A 14,114-nucleotide genomic window follows, 5' to 3' on the forward strand; every position below is an offset into this window, starting at 1 on the left:
TTTATAAAAAGTGCTAAAATAGAAAAATGAAAACAATTGGTTAGGGTGATTTCATTGACGAAAATTAAATTAGGTTTATTATATGGTGGAAAATCAGCTGAGCATCAAGTTTCGCTACAGACGGCTCTTGCTGCTATTAAAGCGTTAAATCAAGATAAATTCGAGATTCATCCAATTTATATTACAGAACAAGGTCAATGGGTACGCGGTGAGCGTATTGAAGGCGAAGTAACAGATGTTGAAGCTTTAAAAATGAGCGGTGCAGAAAATGCGATTTCTCCGTTATCATTAAGTACAGAAATTATCCCATCTGCAGCTTCTGAGGAGAACGCTATTGACGTTATTTTCCCATTACTACATGGACCAAACGGTGAAGATGGAACGGTTCAAGGACTATTAGAATTAATGAATATCCCTTATGTAGGAAATGGTGTTCTAGCATCATCTGCTGGTATGGATAAAGTTGTTATGAAAAACATCTTTGCAGAGGCTGGTTTAAAACAAGCAAAATATGCATCCTTCATTCGTAGTGCATGGGAAAAAAATCGTGAGGAAGCTTATTCTAAAGTAGAAGATAAGTTAGGATATCCTTGCTTCGTAAAACCAGCGAACCTTGGTTCAAGTGTTGGTATTAATAAGTGTAAAAATCGTGAAGAACTTGAGGATGCATTTGTAGAGGCATTCCAATTTGATCGCAAAATTATTGTAGAAGAAAATATTGTAGGTCGTGAAGTAGAAGTTGGGGTACTAGGTAATGATGAGCCGAAATGTTCAGTTGTAGGTGAAATCGTTCCGAAAAAGGACTTCTATGATTATAAGTCGAAATATATCGATGGTGATACGGCGCTAATTATTCCAGCTGAAATGACAGAAGAAGAATCTAATGTAATTAAGCGTGATGCGATTATTGCATTCCAATCATTAGACGGTGCAGGTTTAACGCGAGCTGATTTCTTCTTAACGAAAGATGGAGAAGTGTATATTAACGAAGTAAACACAATGCCAGGATTTACACCGTTCAGTATGTTCCCTCTATTATGGCAACATACTGGGTTACCGTATCCAGAATTAATCGAAGAGCTAATTCGTTTAGCGATTGAACGTCACGAAGAAAAACAAAAAATTAAATATACAATCTAACAAAAAAGGAGGAAGCACTATTCATAGGAATAGTGCTTCCTCTATGTAAGGAGCGTTTATATATGATAAAGCGAATGTTAAAGCAAGTGGAACAGATGGTAAATGGTACTGAATTAGCAGAGCAATATGAGGGAATTACTATTCAAGGCGTGTCTATTGATACGAGAAAAATTGAAAAAGGAAACTTGTATGTTCCGATTCAAGGGGAGCGCTTCGATGGACATGCTTTTGTAGATAAAGCTGTTGAAAATGGAGCTGTGGCTACATTATGGATGAAAGATGTAGCGAATCCACCTGAGAATCTTCCGGTTATTTTTGTAGAAGACACGCTATCGGCATTGCAAATGTTAGCGAAAAACTATCGCGATCAATTGGATGTTAAAGTTGTAGGTGTAACGGGTAGTAACGGTAAAACATCTACGAAAGATATTGTAACAAGTCTTCTTGCGACTAAATTCAAAGTGCAAAAAACAGAAGGGAACTTCAATAACCATATCGGATTACCTCTTACCATTTTAAACTTAGAAGAAAATACAGAAGTAGCAGTATTAGAGATGGGTATGTCAAGCCGAGGCGAAATTGAATTCTTATCTAAGTTAGCTCGTCCTAATGCAGCTATCATTACAAATATTGGTGAGGCACATTTAATGGATTTAGGATCTCGTGAGGCAATTGCTGAGGCGAAATTAGAAATTGTTACAGGATTACAAGAAGGTGGCGTGTTCGTATATAACGGAGATGAGCCTTTATTAACGAATCGTGTTCCTGGAATGAATTTAGCAGCAGAAACGGTTACGTTTGGTGATGCAAGAGCAAACGATTATTATCCAACGACTGTAACATTACAAGCAACTGGGACACATTTCAAAATGAATAGAGATGAAAATATTTCATTCTACTTACCGGTGTTAGGAAAACATAATGTGTATAATACACTTGCTTCAATGGCAATTGCGAAACATTTTGGTGTAACGTGGGAAGAGATGAAAGAAGGTTTAGTAACACTTCAAATGACGGGCATGCGTATGGAAATTGTGAAAACAAATAGTGGTTTAACAATTATCAACGATGCTTATAATGCAAGCCCGACGGCTATGGAAGCAGCATTCCATTTAATGAATGGTTTAGATGGTTTTGCTAAAAAAATCGTTGTGCTCGGTGATATGTTAGAACTTGGAGATCAAGAAGTACAGTTCCATTATGAGGTAGGAAAATTAATTGATCCAGCAAAAATCTCACATGTATTCACATACGGTAGATTAGGGGCTCAAATTGCTGAAGGAGCGAAAATTAATTTCCCTAATGAACGTGTAAAGGCGTATGATAATAAAGAAGAGTTAGTAAAAGATTTACAAGCAGTAGTCGATGTGAAAGATGTTGTATTAATAAAAGCATCTCGCGGTATGAAATTAGAAGAAGTAATTACGATGTTGAAATAATTGGTGTATATAAATAGGGATGATAGTTACGAAAATAGAAGAAACTTATAATAAGCGCTTACAGTAAATATAAAAAAATAAAAGTGAAGAAAAAAACTCTGAATATGAAAATAAGGTAACAGTTGGGTTTGCTTTTTACACATACAAAACTTATAATTGATAAAGTGTAATAACGTTTAGAAGTATTTTCGTGAAGAATATACGCCCGTTTATATACGTGAGCATTCAGGAAAAGGGCTTTTCCGCAAATTCGGAAAACGCCTTTTTTTAAATGATAAGTATAGGATAGAAAAGGAGAAGTAACATTGACAACATTTCGAGAATTAGGATTAAGTGATTCTTTACTGCAATCTGTTGAAAGTATGGGCTTTGAAGAGGCTACACCAATTCAAGCTGAAACAATTCCACATGCATTGCAAGGTAAAGATATTATTGGGCAAGCGCAAACAGGTACAGGGAAAACAGCAGCATTCGGATTACCACTATTAGATAAAGTGGATACACATAAAGAATCGGTTCAAGGTATTGTTATCGCGCCAACGCGTGAATTAGCAATTCAAGTTGGAGAAGAATTATACAAAATTGGTAAGCATAAACGCGTTCGTATTTTACCAATTTATGGTGGTCAAGATATTAACCGCCAAATTCGTGCTCTAAAAAAACACCCACACATTATTGTTGGTACGCCGGGTCGTATTTTAGATCATATTAACCGTAAAACACTTCGTCTGCAAAACGTAGAGACAGTTGTTCTTGACGAAGCGGATGAAATGTTAAACATGGGCTTCATTGAAGACATTGAAGCAATTTTAACAGATGTGCCAGAAACACATCAAACATTACTATTCTCAGCGACAATGCCGGATCCAATCCGCCGTATTGCTGAGCGTTTCATGACTGAGCCTCAACACATTAAAGTAAAAGCAAAAGAAGTAACAATGCCAAACATTCAGCAGTTCTATTTAGAAGTGCAAGAAAAGAAAAAGTTTGACGTGTTAACACGCTTATTAGATATTCAATCTCCAGAGCTTGCAATCGTATTCGGTCGTACAAAGCGTCGTGTTGATGAATTATCAGAAGCATTAAACTTACGTGGTTATGCTGCAGAAGGTATTCACGGTGATTTAACTCAGGCGAAACGTATGTCTGTATTACGTAAATTTAAAGAAGGTTCTATTGAAGTTCTTGTTGCAACAGACGTTGCTGCACGTGGTCTTGATATTTCAGGCGTAACGCACGTATATAACTTCGATATTCCACAAGATCCAGAATCATACGTTCACCGTATCGGTCGTACTGGTCGTGCAGGTAAAAAAGGTATTGCAATGCTATTTGTAACACCACGTGAATCAGGACAATTAAAAAATATCGAGCGTACAACAAAACGTAAAATGGACCGTATGGATGCACCGACACTTGACGAGGCATTAGAAGGTCAACAACGTTTAATCGCTGAAAAGCTTCAAAGCACAATTGAAAATGAAAACTTAGCATACTACAAGCGTATTGCAGAAGAAATGTTAGAAGAAAATGACTCTGTAACAGTAGTAGCTGCTGCTTTAAAAATGATGACTAAAGAGCCGGATACAACTCCGATCGCTTTAACATCAGAACCACCTGTTGTTTCAAGAGGCGGCGGTTCTAAAAAACGCGGCGGTAACGGAGGCGGATACCGTGATGGTAACCGTAATCGTAGTCGTGATGCACGCGGCGGTGGCGATGGACGTAATCGTGACCGTAACCGTGATGGACGTAATCGTGACGGAAACCGTGATCGCAATCGTGATGGTAACCGCGATCGTAATCGTGATGGTGGTAGTCGTGGTCGTAGAGGTGAAGGCCAAGGTCGCCCTGGTTCTTCAAATGGACGCGGCGAAAGAAAACATCATAGCCGTCCACAAGCTTAATAAAAAAAGAGAATGCCCTTTGCGGGCATTCTCTTTTTTTATTTCTATAATTGTGCATACTACATAATAGTTATGATAGAAAAGGGGCTGTTATATGCTTGTAAGGCTTGGTTACGTTGCGATGAGTGTACATTTGAAGAATGCATCTCCATCTCAAACGATGACGTATGCACAGTTTCAGAAATTAGATGATCGTGATGCTGCAATTCGTAAGCTTGAAAGAATTGCTAATTCCAATTTAGAAAATTGTTTACGTTTATTAAAGCATAATAAAGGACATGACATATCTTTCTTTCGGCTCAGTTCAAAGCTCATTCCTTTAGCGAATCATGAGGAATTGCTAGAGTGGAACTATATTCGTCCGTTAAAAGAAAATTTAAAAAAACTAGGTGAATATGCAGTTCATATGAATATGAGAATTGATTTCCATCCAGATCATTTTGTTGTACTAAATTCACCTGAGGAGAGTGTTTTTAAACAATCTGTAAAAACATTGCAGATGCACAAAAAATTATTAAAAGGCATGGGGATTGAACATAAGCAACGATGTGTACTGCATGTTGGAGGAGGATATAAAGATAAAGAACTTGCATTAGAGCGCTTTATAGAGAATTGGTCGAATGTCCCAAGGGGTATTCAAGAAATGATTATATTAGAAAATGATGATACAACCTTTACGTTAGAGGAAACATTATATTTAGGAGAAAAATTAGATATTCCCGTCGTATTTGACTTGCATCACCATATGATGAATAATGAGCAAGAAGATTGGTATGAAGATTGGGCACGTGTTGTTCATACGTGGGAAACGTCTTTGTTGCCGATTAAAATGCATATCTCTAGCCCTAGAGAGGGAAAAGATCCAAGAGCTCATGCAGATTATATTAATGTAGACGCATTTTTATCTTTTTTAAGAAGGATAAAGGGAAGTGTTCCGCAAATTGATTGTATGATTGAGGCGAAGATGAAGGATGAGTCTTTATTTCAATTAATGAGAGATTTAAGTGAACAAGTAGATGTAGAAATTATCGATGGTGCAAGCTTTTATATTAAATAAGCTTTGCACCATCGTTTTTTTTTGTTAAAAAAGGGGTTAAAATGCCACCGGTTATTAAACCTGTTAAATGACTGATCGGATTGGCAGAAGGGTTAAAGAAAGTAAATAGCAGTAATAGAAGTATCATAATTGAGAAAATGGCAATTTCTTTTGGTTTTGAAGAGCGGTATCGATTGTACAATAAAAATAACTGTGCACCTAATAGTCCGAAAATACCACCTGATGCACCTGCGTGAATATATTCAAGCGGCATAATAATATAAGAAGAAATATTTCCAGAAATTCCAGAGAGAAAAAATAGAATAAAAAAAGAAAAGTGTCCGAGTTGCTTTTCGATAGAAGAACCAAGAGCAAACAAAAAAATACTATTAGAAAGAAAATGTTGTAAGTCTACGTGTACGAGAAGAGAAGTTATGACACGCCACCATTCTCCTTTCGCGATATATTCATTAGAGGCTGCCAGTGGTAAGAGAAAAAAGTCGCCTAATATCATCATGACTAAATGAATAAGCAGTAAGGTAAGAATAGTCGGTTGTAAAGAAATATGAGTGGATCTTATTAGCATACGGTTACTATCACCCCTTTTGCATCAGAAAGATTCTCTGTTATTCTTATCAATATGAAAGAAGAAAGTTAAATAGAAGAAGGGGATTTCGAAATGATTATAGGGATTGGTATCGATATTATTGAATTAAATCGTATTGAAAAAATGCTAGATGGAAAGCTTAAATTTATGGAACGTATTTTAACGGAAAATGAACGTAATGTTGCTATGGAGCTGAAAGGAAGTCGCCTTACAGAGTTTGTAGCTGGAAGGTTTGCAGCGAAAGAGGCGTATTCAAAAGCTGTAGGTACTGGTATCGGAAAAGAAGTGAGTTTTTTAGATATTGAAGTGAAAAATGATGAAAGAGGTAAGCCAATTCTGATTACAAGTACAGAGCATATTGTTCATTTATCAATTAGTCATAGTAAGGAATTTGCTGTTGCTCAAGTTGTTTTAGAAAGCTCGTCACGCTAGTCTGCATATTTTATATCTTTGTCTCATATATTTGAGGTAGCGATAAGGAAGGTACATCTTCCATTCATTTATAGGGGCAAAGGGGCTGAATTGATGAAAAGGCGTCTGTTTTTAGTTCTTGTCGGTTTGTTGACCGTTTTTGTGTTGGCGGGTTGTATGGAAAAGAAGCAAGATGATGTCGTGAGAGATTTAGAATCAAAAGTAAAAGGGATGAAAAGTTATCAAGCTGAGGCAAAATTATCTATTAAAACAGGCAATGAGCCTCAAGAGTATAACGTAGAGATTTGGCATAAGGAACCGTCTTTTTATCGTGTGAATTTAAAAAATGCAAAAAAAGATCAGAGCCAAATTATTTTGAGAAATGAAGAAGGTGTATTTGTATTAACGCCAGCGCTTAATAAGAGCTTCCGTTTTCAAAGTGATTGGCCGCAAAATAGTAGCCAGGCTTATTTATATGAATCACTTGTAAGAGATATTTTGCAGGACAAGAAAAACCTTACTTTTGAGAAAACAGATAAGTATTATATTTTTAAAACAAAAACAAACTATCAACATCAAAATATGTTGCCGAGACAAGAGATTACATTGAATAAGAGCGACTTGACTCCAGTTTCAGTGAAGTTAATGGATAATGATCAAAATGTTCTTGTGAAAGTAGATTTCTCTAAAGTGAAATTCGATGCGAAATTTGATAAAGGTGCATTTGATACGAAACAAAATATGTCTAGAGCGCAGGTAGATGTTCAAACAACAGCGAAAGAAGACAAACCGTTTGCTATTTTGTATCCACTTGATACACCACAAGGTATGACTCTGCAAGATGAAAAAGAGTTGAAGACAGACAGTGGCAAGCGTGCGATACTCACATACACTGGAAATAAGAAATCCTTTACTTTAATACAAGAAAAGGCAAAAGTTGCAGAGGCATCATCAGCGGTAAGTGTAAGTGGAGAACCAGTTGATCTTGGGTTTACGATTGGTGCATTAACAAAAGACTCTGTAACGTGGTCGCATAACGGAGTAGAATATATGCTCGTGTCTAAAGGTTTAGAGCCGAAGGAGCTGTTAATGGTTGCTCGTTCAGTTACAGCGAAGCAGGTGAAGTAAACTTCTTAGACGTGGTGATATATGTGCACCACGTCTTTTCTTAGTTTGAAGGTGGATTTCATAAAAGAAGCATATAAAAGAATAAGCTTCGCATATCGTGTATAAGGAAGTGTATTTATGGAAGAAGCACCATTTTACCGTGACACTTGGGTGGAAGTGGATTTAGATGCCATTTATAACAACGTTACACATATTAAAGAGTTCATCCCAAGTAATGTAGAGATTTTTGCTGTAGTTAAAGCAAACGCATATGGGCACGATTATGTACCGGTGGCTAAAACGGCATTAGAAGCAGGTGCAACAAGGTTAGCTGTTGCTTTTTTAGATGAGGCTTTAGTGCTTCGGAGGGCTGGTATTACTGAGCCGATTTTAGTATTAGGTCCCTCGCCGCCGCGTGATGTAAATGTAGCTGCTGAAAATGATGTAGCGCTAACTGTTTTTCAAAAAGAATGGGTGGACGAAGCAATTAAACTTTGGGATGGTTCATCTGTAATGAAATTCCATATTAACTTTGATAGTGGTATGGGGAGAATTGGAATACGTGAAAGAAAAGAGCTAAAAGAATTTTTAAAGAGTTTAGAGGGTGCACCGTTTTTAGAGTTAGAAGGAGTATACACGCATTTTGCAACGGCAGATGAGGTTGAGACTTCGTATTTTGATAAGCAATATAACACGTTCTTGGAGCAGTTAAGTTGGTTGAAAGAATTCGGAGTGGATCCTAAGTTTGTTCATACAGCTAATAGTGCTGCGACGTTACGTTTTCAAGGGATTACATTTAATGCAGTGCGAATTGGGATTGCAATGTATGGATTATCTCCTTCTGTAGAAATACGTCCTTTTTTACCATTTGAATTAGAACCGGCGCTATCACTTCATACGAAAGTTGCTCATATTAAACAGGTAATTAAAGGTGATGGAATTAGTTATAACGTCACCTATCGAACGAAAACTGAAGAATGGATTGCGACTGTAGCGATTGGCTATGCAGATGGGTGGCTTAGAAGGTTACAAGGATTTGAAGTGCTTATAAATGGTAAAAGGGTACCGATTGTAGGGCGAGTAACAATGGATCAGTTCATGATTCATCTTCCTTGTGAAGTGCCACTTGGTACGAAAGTTACGCTTATTGGAAGGCAAGGAGATGAGTATATTAGCGCTACAGAGGTTGCGGAATACTCAGGGACTATTAATTATGAAATTATTGCAACGATCAGTTTCCGTGTGCCAAGAATATTTATACGGAATGGTAAGGTTGTAGAGATAATTAATTACTTGAACAATATATAGAAGGTAGTATGATTGCTTCTTGTCATTGGAGTGACTGTTCATTGCTGGATAATAAGCTCTTTTTGATGAGAAGCTTTTTACTTATAATCATTTTTTATATAAGTTGCACGTAAGTTTTGAAGAGGAGTTCTATTGTTTTTAGTTAGTTATGAGATAAAAAATTTAAGAAGATGAATGTTTTGTTTGTGAATTGGAAAACATAAGCAAGGAATAAGGAAGTCTTTGCAACAGGCTCCATACAATGGTATTATTACAATAGGTGTCATATATATATTTGGGTGTGTAGTTGACGGTGGAGGTGTATTTTTGTGTCCGAATCAAGTGTAACTACTGAAATCGTGGTTCGGTTGCCAAAGCAAATGGTAACGGAATTGGACGGAATTGGAAAACAAGAGAATAAGAATCGCCATGAACTAATTTGCCAGGCAACACAATTGTTATTGCGTCAACATAAGACGAAGAAACGCTACCAACATGAATCAATGCGACGTGGGTACATTGAAATGGGAAAAATTAATCTTGGTATTGCATCTGAAGCTTTCTTAGCAGAGTATGAAGCAGCTCATACAGTAGAACGCTTAGTTAGCGGGGGGTAATATTTTGATTGTAAAACGCGGCGACGTGTATTTTGCAGACCTTTCCCCAGTTGTTGGTTCTGAGCAAGGAGGCGTTCGTCCGGTTCTTGTCATTCAAAATGACATCGGAAATCGTTTTAGTCCAACGGTGATTGTAGCGGCTATTACTGCACAGATTCAAAAAGCGAAATTACCCACTCATGTGGAAATTGATGCGAAAAAGTATGGTTTTGAGAGAGATTCTGTTATTTTACTTGAGCAGATTCGAACAATCGATAAGCAACGCTTAACGGACAAAATCACTCATTTGGATGAAGTGATGATGAGTCGTGTAGATGAAGCGTTACAAATTAGTTTAGGACTAATAGATTTTTAAATCGGCAGTTTAAGTTGCTCTCTTTGAAGGGCAACTTTTTTTATTATAGAGGAGGTTACGGTTGTATATGGAAATGGTAGGTAATCGACAAGCGTTAATGAAAATGTTAGTGAAAGAATTAGGCTTTACCGAAAAGCAAGTTCGTCATGTTATTCAATTAACAGAAGAAGGTAACACAGTTCCATTTATTGCTCGTTACCGAAAAGAATGGACAGGCTCTTTAGATGAGGTGCAAATTCGTACGATTTTAGAGAGATGGCAATATATGATGCAACTTGAAGATAGGAAGGAAGAAGTTCTTCGTCTTATTGATGAGAAGGGGAAACTGACAGAAGAGCTACGACAGCAAATTGTTAAAGCTACAAAGTTGCAAGAAGTAGAAGATCTATATCGTCCATATAAAGAGAAAAGAAGAACGAAAGCGACAATTGCTAAAGAAAAAGGATTAGAACCATTAGCTGAATGGTTATTGTTATATAAGAAAGAAGATCCGGCTAAAAAGGCAGTGGAATTTATTAATGTAGAGAAAGAAGTGCAATCTGCAGAAGAAGCTTTACAAGGTGCACAAGACATTATTGCAGAAATGGTTTCAGATGAAGCTGCGTATCGTAGTTGGATTCGAAATGTTACTTTTAGAAAAGGTGTTATGTCTTCGTCCGTGAAAGATGAAGAAAAAGATGAAAAGAATATATATGAAATGTATTACAGTTATGAAGAACCATTGCAAAAAGTAGTACCACATCGTGTATTAGCAATGAATCGTGGCGAGAAAGAAGATATATTGAGAGTGGCTGTTGTTCCGCCAGTAGATGAGATAGTAACTTTCTTAAATAAGAAAGTAATTCGTGATAACGATTCGAAAAGTGCACATTATGTACAATTAGCGATTGAAGATGGTTATAAACGATTAATTCAATCTTCAATCGAAAGAGAGATTCGTAAAGAATTAACAGAAACAGCTGAAGAACAAGCAATACATATTTTCTCTGAGAACTTACGTAACTTATTATTACAACCTCCGATGAAAGGGAAAGTCGTGCTAGCGGTAGATCCGGCATATAGAACTGGTTGTAAATTGTCTGTAGTAGATGATACGGGGAAAGTACTACATATCGATGTTATTTATCCGCATCCACCTGTTCGTAAATATGATGATGCAAAAACGAAAGTTCTTTCTATTATAGATAAATATCAAGTTGAAATGATTGCAATTGGTAATGGGACAGCATCTAGAGAAACAGAAGAGTTTATAGTAGATGTATTACAAAGTGTGAACCGAGATGTCTTTTATATTATTGTAAATGAAGCGGGTGCTAGTGTATATTCAGCTTCTGATTTAGCCCGTGAGGAATTCCCAAATTTACAAGTTGAAGAGAGAAGTGCCGTTTCTATTGGGAGACGTCTGCAAGATCCACTTGCTGAACTTGTGAAAATTGATCCTAAATCAGTTGGGGTTGGACAATACCAACATGATGTATCTCAAAAGAGACTGAATGAGTCATTAACATTTGTAGTAGAAACAGCTGTTAACCAAGTTGGGGTTAATGTAAATACGGCTTCGGTTGCATTGTTACAATATGTTTCAGGTTTATCGAAAACTGTTGCGAAAAATATTGTGGCAAAGAGAGAAGAAGATGGGAAATTCACGAAGCGCACGGAATTAAAGAAAATCCCACGTTTAGGTGCAAAGACGTATGAACAATGTATAGGTTTCTTACGTATACTAGAAGGAGCGAATCCATTAGATCGAACAGGTATTCATCCAGAGCAATATAAAAATGTTGAATTATTATTGAAGAGTCTAGGGTTATCGATAGATGACGTAGGACAACCGCAATTACAAAAGAGATTGGAAGAAGTAGAGATTTCTAAGTTATCTCAAGAAACAGGAGTTGGGGAGCCGACGTTAGTTGATATTATAGATGCGCTTATTAGTCCAGAACGCGATATGAGGGATGAGTTGCCTAAACCACTTCTGAAAAAAGGGATTTTGAAATTAGAAGATTTAAAACGTGGTATGGAATTAGAAGGAACAGTTCGTAACGTTGTTGATTTTGGTGCTTTTGTTGATGTTGGCGTAAAGCAAGATGGTTTAGTACATATTTCTAAACTTAGCAAACAGTTTGTAAAGCATCCGTTAGATGTTGTATCAGTAGGGCAAATTGTAAAAGTATGGGTAGATGATATTGATACAAAAAAAGGACGCGTTGCACTATCTATGTTGCCGATTGAATAGTAAGAGAAGAGAGCAGATGAAACTGCTCTTTTTTTATGGAATAAAAAGTGTAATGGATTATGAGCTTTGATGTATTTTGCTATAATAAAACCAGCATTCATTTAATAACTTAATTTGATACCGGTTTTTTTCGAAATATGCACGTTGCATTTGTTTTTTTAGCCACGTAGGCATAGGAATCCCTCCTTGTTTAATCCTGCTCTCAAAAATTTAAAATGCTATTGATGAGAGGTTGGTGAGTGGATTTCTATTCATGTTTTGTTTTTAGAAACCACGCTTCTTACATGAGGATGGGTATATGTACTATTTAATATATGTATAAGAAGGGAGAAAAGTGTAAAAATATTTTTTTGTTTAGGAGGAATGAGAGTGGATGAGCAAGAAATTCAGCGACTAGTGGAAGAAGTGTCACTACAATACTTTGAGATGCCGTTCTTACATAAAGCAGTGTTTAATAATAGATTACGTACAACTGGTGGGCGTTATTTATTGAAGAGTCATAATATCGAATTAAATTATCGATATTACGAAGTGTATGGTGAAGAAGAGTTAGTCGGGATTATTAAACATGAGCTTTGTCATTATCACTTACATATTGCAGGAAGAGGGTATAAGCACAGGGACAGGGATTTTCGTGAGTTGTTAAAGAAAGTTGATGCACCACGTTTTTGTAAACGAATGATTAATGAAGAGAAGGAAAAAAAGATTTATAAGTATGAATGTATGGAGTGTTCACTTCAATATGTAAGAAGGCGTCAAATAAATACAAAAAGATATGTCTGTGGAAAGTGTAAAGGGAAACTCAAACCGATATCGAAAACATCTTGACAGTAAAAACGCAATCCAGTATATTATAAACATGTCACGTTTGAACAAGATGTTGTTAAAAACTTCTTGACTTACAGAGAGAATTTTTATAAGATACAAATTGTCTTCATTATTCCGCAGTAGCTCAGTGGTAGAGCTATCGGCTGTTAACCGATCGGTCGTAGGTTCGAGTCCTACCTGCGGAGCCATACAGAGAAGTACCCAAGTGGCTCAAGGGGCTCCCCTGCTAAGGGAGTAGATCGCTAACGCGGTGCGAGGGTTCGAATCCCTTCTTCTCTGCCATACATATTGGCCCGTTGGTCAAGTGGTTAAGACACCGCCCTTTCACGGCGGTAACACGGGTTCGAATCCCGTACGGGTCACCACTTTTGGAGGATTAGCTCAGCTGGGAGAGCACCTGCCTTACAAGCAGGGGGTCGGCGGTTCGATCCCGTCATCCTCCACCATATAATTTTATATGAATAGTATTGTCGCGGGGTGGAGCAGCACGGTAGCTCGTCGGGCTCATAACCCGAAGGTCGCAGGTTCAAATCCTGTCCCCGCAACCAAATGGTCCCGTGGTGTAGTGGTTAACATGCCTGCCTGTCACGCAGGAGATCGCCGGTTCGACCCCGGTCGGGACCGCCATTTTAACTTCTGCTATATAGCAGTTGTTTTTTATTGGATATTATGTTACAATAACATTTGTCTTTGAAAAGAAGATAATTATTTCGATGGGCTATAGCCAAGCGGTAAGGCAACGGACTTTGACTCCGTCATGCGCTGGTTCGAATCCAGCTAGCCCAGCCATTTACGAGCCATTAGCTCAGTTGGTAGAGCATCTGACTTTTAATCAGAGGGTCGAAGGTTCGAGTCCTTCATGGCTCACTTTTGTTTTTTCCGCGCGGTCGTGGCGGAACGGCAGACGCGCTAGGTTGAGGGCCTAGTGGGGGAAACCCCGTGGAGGTTCAAGTCCTCTCGGCCGCACCAAAAAAATCTTAAAAAAGTACTTGCATTTGAAAATGTAGTATGATAAGATAATTGAGTCGCCAAATTACAACGACGAAAAAACATCATGAATAAGCGCCCGTAGCTCAATTGGATAGAGCGTTTGACTACGGATCAAGAGGTTAGGGGTTCGACTCCTCTCGGGCGCGCCAATTAC

13 protein-coding genes and 11 tRNA genes (1 of these 24 cut by a window edge) are annotated in these 14,114 nt (G+C 37.6%); 22 read left to right on the forward strand and 2 right to left on the reverse strand.

The features are described from left to right. Positions 1-54: 54 nt before the first annotated feature. The 4 genes from NST90_RS01265 (at position 55) to uvsE (ending at position 5,543) form a co-directional block, all read left to right on the forward strand. Positions 55-1,140, forward strand: a complete 1,086-nt coding sequence (locus NST90_RS01265) for a D-alanine--D-alanine ligase (RefSeq protein ID WP_000161427.1) — start codon at positions 55-57, stop codon at positions 1,138-1,140. A gap of 62 nt (positions 1,141-1,202) precedes the next feature. Next, positions 1,203-2,579, forward strand: coding sequence for a UDP-N-acetylmuramoyl-tripeptide--D-alanyl-D-alanine ligase (gene murF, locus NST90_RS01270; RefSeq protein ID WP_000595957.1), 1,377 nt, complete (start codon positions 1,203-1,205; stop codon positions 2,577-2,579). 305 nt (positions 2,580-2,884) lie between these two features. Next, positions 2,885-4,486, forward strand: a complete 1,602-nt coding sequence (locus NST90_RS01275; protein ID WP_000206585.1) for a DEAD/DEAH box helicase — start codon at positions 2,885-2,887, stop codon at positions 4,484-4,486. Between the two features lie 94 nt (positions 4,487-4,580). Beyond that, on the forward strand, positions 4,581-5,543 hold the full coding sequence (gene uvsE, locus NST90_RS01280; RefSeq protein ID WP_000961166.1) for a UV DNA damage repair endonuclease UvsE: 963 nt from the start codon (positions 4,581-4,583) through the stop codon (positions 5,541-5,543). Here the strand turns inward: uvsE and NST90_RS01285 are convergent. Then, entirely contained in the window at positions 5,536-6,108 is a 573-nt protein-coding gene (locus NST90_RS01285) for a rhomboid family intramembrane serine protease (RefSeq protein WP_000908523.1), read from the reverse strand. The genes uvsE and NST90_RS01285 overlap by 8 nt on opposite strands. Before the next feature lie 93 nt (positions 6,109-6,201). Between NST90_RS01285 and acpS the strand changes: the two genes are divergently transcribed. From acpS to NST90_RS01315, 6 genes are all read left to right on the forward strand, one after another. Then, positions 6,202-6,561 carry a holo-ACP synthase gene (acpS, locus tag NST90_RS01290; RefSeq protein WP_000583415.1) on the forward strand — a complete coding sequence of 120 codons (360 nt, stop codon included), beginning with the start codon at positions 6,202-6,204 and terminating at the stop codon, positions 6,559-6,561. 156 nt (positions 6,562-6,717) lie between these two features. Continuing rightward, the gene (locus NST90_RS01295) at positions 6,718-7,668 is read left to right on the forward strand and encodes an outer membrane lipoprotein carrier protein LolA (RefSeq protein ID WP_002004297.1); all 951 of its coding nucleotides are present in this window, start codon (positions 6,718-6,720) and stop codon (positions 7,666-7,668) included. Positions 7,669-7,785: 117 nt separating this feature from the next. Next, positions 7,786-8,955: an alanine racemase gene (gene alr / locus NST90_RS01300; protein WP_000390615.1), complete on the forward strand. Its 1,170-nt coding sequence runs from the start codon at positions 7,786-7,788 to the stop codon at positions 8,953-8,955. A gap of 308 nt (positions 8,956-9,263) precedes the next feature. Beyond that, positions 9,264-9,551, forward strand: a complete 288-nt coding sequence (locus tag NST90_RS01305) for an antitoxin EndoAI (RefSeq protein ID WP_000004570.1) — start codon at positions 9,264-9,266, stop codon at positions 9,549-9,551. 4 nt (positions 9,552-9,555) lie between these two features. After that, positions 9,556-9,906: a type II toxin-antitoxin system endoribonuclease NdoA gene (ndoA, locus tag NST90_RS01310; RefSeq protein WP_000635965.1), complete on the forward strand. Its 351-nt coding sequence runs from the start codon at positions 9,556-9,558 to the stop codon at positions 9,904-9,906. A 67-nt stretch (positions 9,907-9,973) separates the two neighbouring features. Beyond that, positions 9,974-12,142 carry a Tex family protein gene (locus tag NST90_RS01315; protein ID WP_016124211.1) on the forward strand — a complete coding sequence of 723 codons (2,169 nt, stop codon included), beginning with the start codon at positions 9,974-9,976 and terminating at the stop codon, positions 12,140-12,142. 57 nt (positions 12,143-12,199) lie between these two features. On the opposite strand, the gene cmpA is transcribed toward NST90_RS01315, so the two are convergent. Beyond that, positions 12,200-12,316 (reverse strand): cortex morphogenetic protein CmpA, encoded by a 117-nt coding sequence (gene cmpA, locus NST90_RS01320; protein ID WP_001143642.1) that lies wholly within the window; start codon positions 12,314-12,316, stop codon positions 12,200-12,202. Between the two features lie 195 nt (positions 12,317-12,511). Here cmpA and NST90_RS01325 point away from each other — a divergent pair, with 195 nt between their 5' ends. The 12 genes from NST90_RS01325 to NST90_RS01380 form a co-directional block, all read left to right on the forward strand. Beyond that, positions 12,512-12,970: a SprT family protein gene (locus tag NST90_RS01325; RefSeq protein ID WP_000344237.1), complete on the forward strand. Its 459-nt coding sequence runs from the start codon at positions 12,512-12,514 to the stop codon at positions 12,968-12,970. 113 nt (positions 12,971-13,083) lie between these two features. Continuing rightward, positions 13,084-13,158 (forward strand) — tRNA-Asn (locus NST90_RS01330). A 3-nt stretch (positions 13,159-13,161) separates the two neighbouring features. Further along, a tRNA-Ser gene (locus NST90_RS01335) sits at positions 13,162-13,252 on the forward strand. Positions 13,253-13,260: 8 nt separating this feature from the next. Continuing rightward, positions 13,261-13,335, forward strand: a tRNA-Glu gene (locus NST90_RS01340). 5 nt (positions 13,336-13,340) lie between these two features. Continuing rightward, positions 13,341-13,416: transfer RNA gene (locus NST90_RS01345), tRNA-Val, on the forward strand. Between the two features lie 25 nt (positions 13,417-13,441). Continuing rightward, positions 13,442-13,518, forward strand: a tRNA-Met gene (locus NST90_RS01350). A 3-nt stretch (positions 13,519-13,521) separates the two neighbouring features. Continuing rightward, positions 13,522-13,597: transfer RNA gene (locus NST90_RS01355), tRNA-Asp, on the forward strand. Positions 13,598-13,684: 87 nt separating this feature from the next. Beyond that, positions 13,685-13,759: transfer RNA gene (locus NST90_RS01360), tRNA-Gln, on the forward strand. Positions 13,760-13,764: 5 nt separating this feature from the next. Next, a tRNA-Lys gene (locus tag NST90_RS01365) sits at positions 13,765-13,837 on the forward strand. A gap of 16 nt (positions 13,838-13,853) precedes the next feature. Beyond that, positions 13,854-13,939: transfer RNA gene (locus NST90_RS01370), tRNA-Leu, on the forward strand. Between the two features lie 93 nt (positions 13,940-14,032). Continuing rightward, positions 14,033-14,109, forward strand: a tRNA-Arg gene (locus NST90_RS01375). Positions 14,110-14,113: 4 nt separating this feature from the next. Continuing rightward, a tRNA-Pro gene (locus NST90_RS01380) sits at position 14,114 on the forward strand (it continues 76 nt past the right edge of the window).

The organism is Bacillus sp. FSL E2-8900, from assembly GCF_037966225.1.
Taxonomy (GTDB): domain Bacteria; phylum Bacillota; class Bacilli; order Bacillales; family Bacillaceae_G; genus Bacillus_A; species Bacillus_A cereus.

Bases quoted from the DNA above. Each gene is read 5' to 3' on its own strand.
- murF (WP_000595957.1), top strand. From the start codon at position 1,203: ATGATAAAGCGAATGTTAAAGCAAGTGGAACAGATGGTAAATGGTACT.
- uvsE (WP_000961166.1), top strand. From the start codon at position 4,581: ATGCTTGTAAGGCTTGGTTACGTTGCGATGAGTGTACATTTGAAGAAT.
- NST90_RS01285 (WP_000908523.1), bottom strand. From the start codon at position 6,108: ATGCTAATAAGATCCACTCATATTTCTTTACAACCGACTATTCTTACC.
- acpS (WP_000583415.1), top strand. From the start codon at position 6,202: ATGATTATAGGGATTGGTATCGATATTATTGAATTAAATCGTATTGAA.
- NST90_RS01295 (WP_002004297.1), top strand. From the start codon at position 6,718: ATGGAAAAGAAGCAAGATGATGTCGTGAGAGATTTAGAATCAAAAGTA.
- alr (WP_000390615.1), top strand. From the start codon at position 7,786: ATGGAAGAAGCACCATTTTACCGTGACACTTGGGTGGAAGTGGATTTA.
- NST90_RS01315 (WP_016124211.1), top strand. From the start codon at position 9,974: ATGGAAATGGTAGGTAATCGACAAGCGTTAATGAAAATGTTAGTGAAA.
- cmpA (WP_001143642.1), bottom strand. From the start codon at position 12,316: ATGCCTACGTGGCTAAAAAAACAAATGCAACGTGCATATTTCGAAAAA.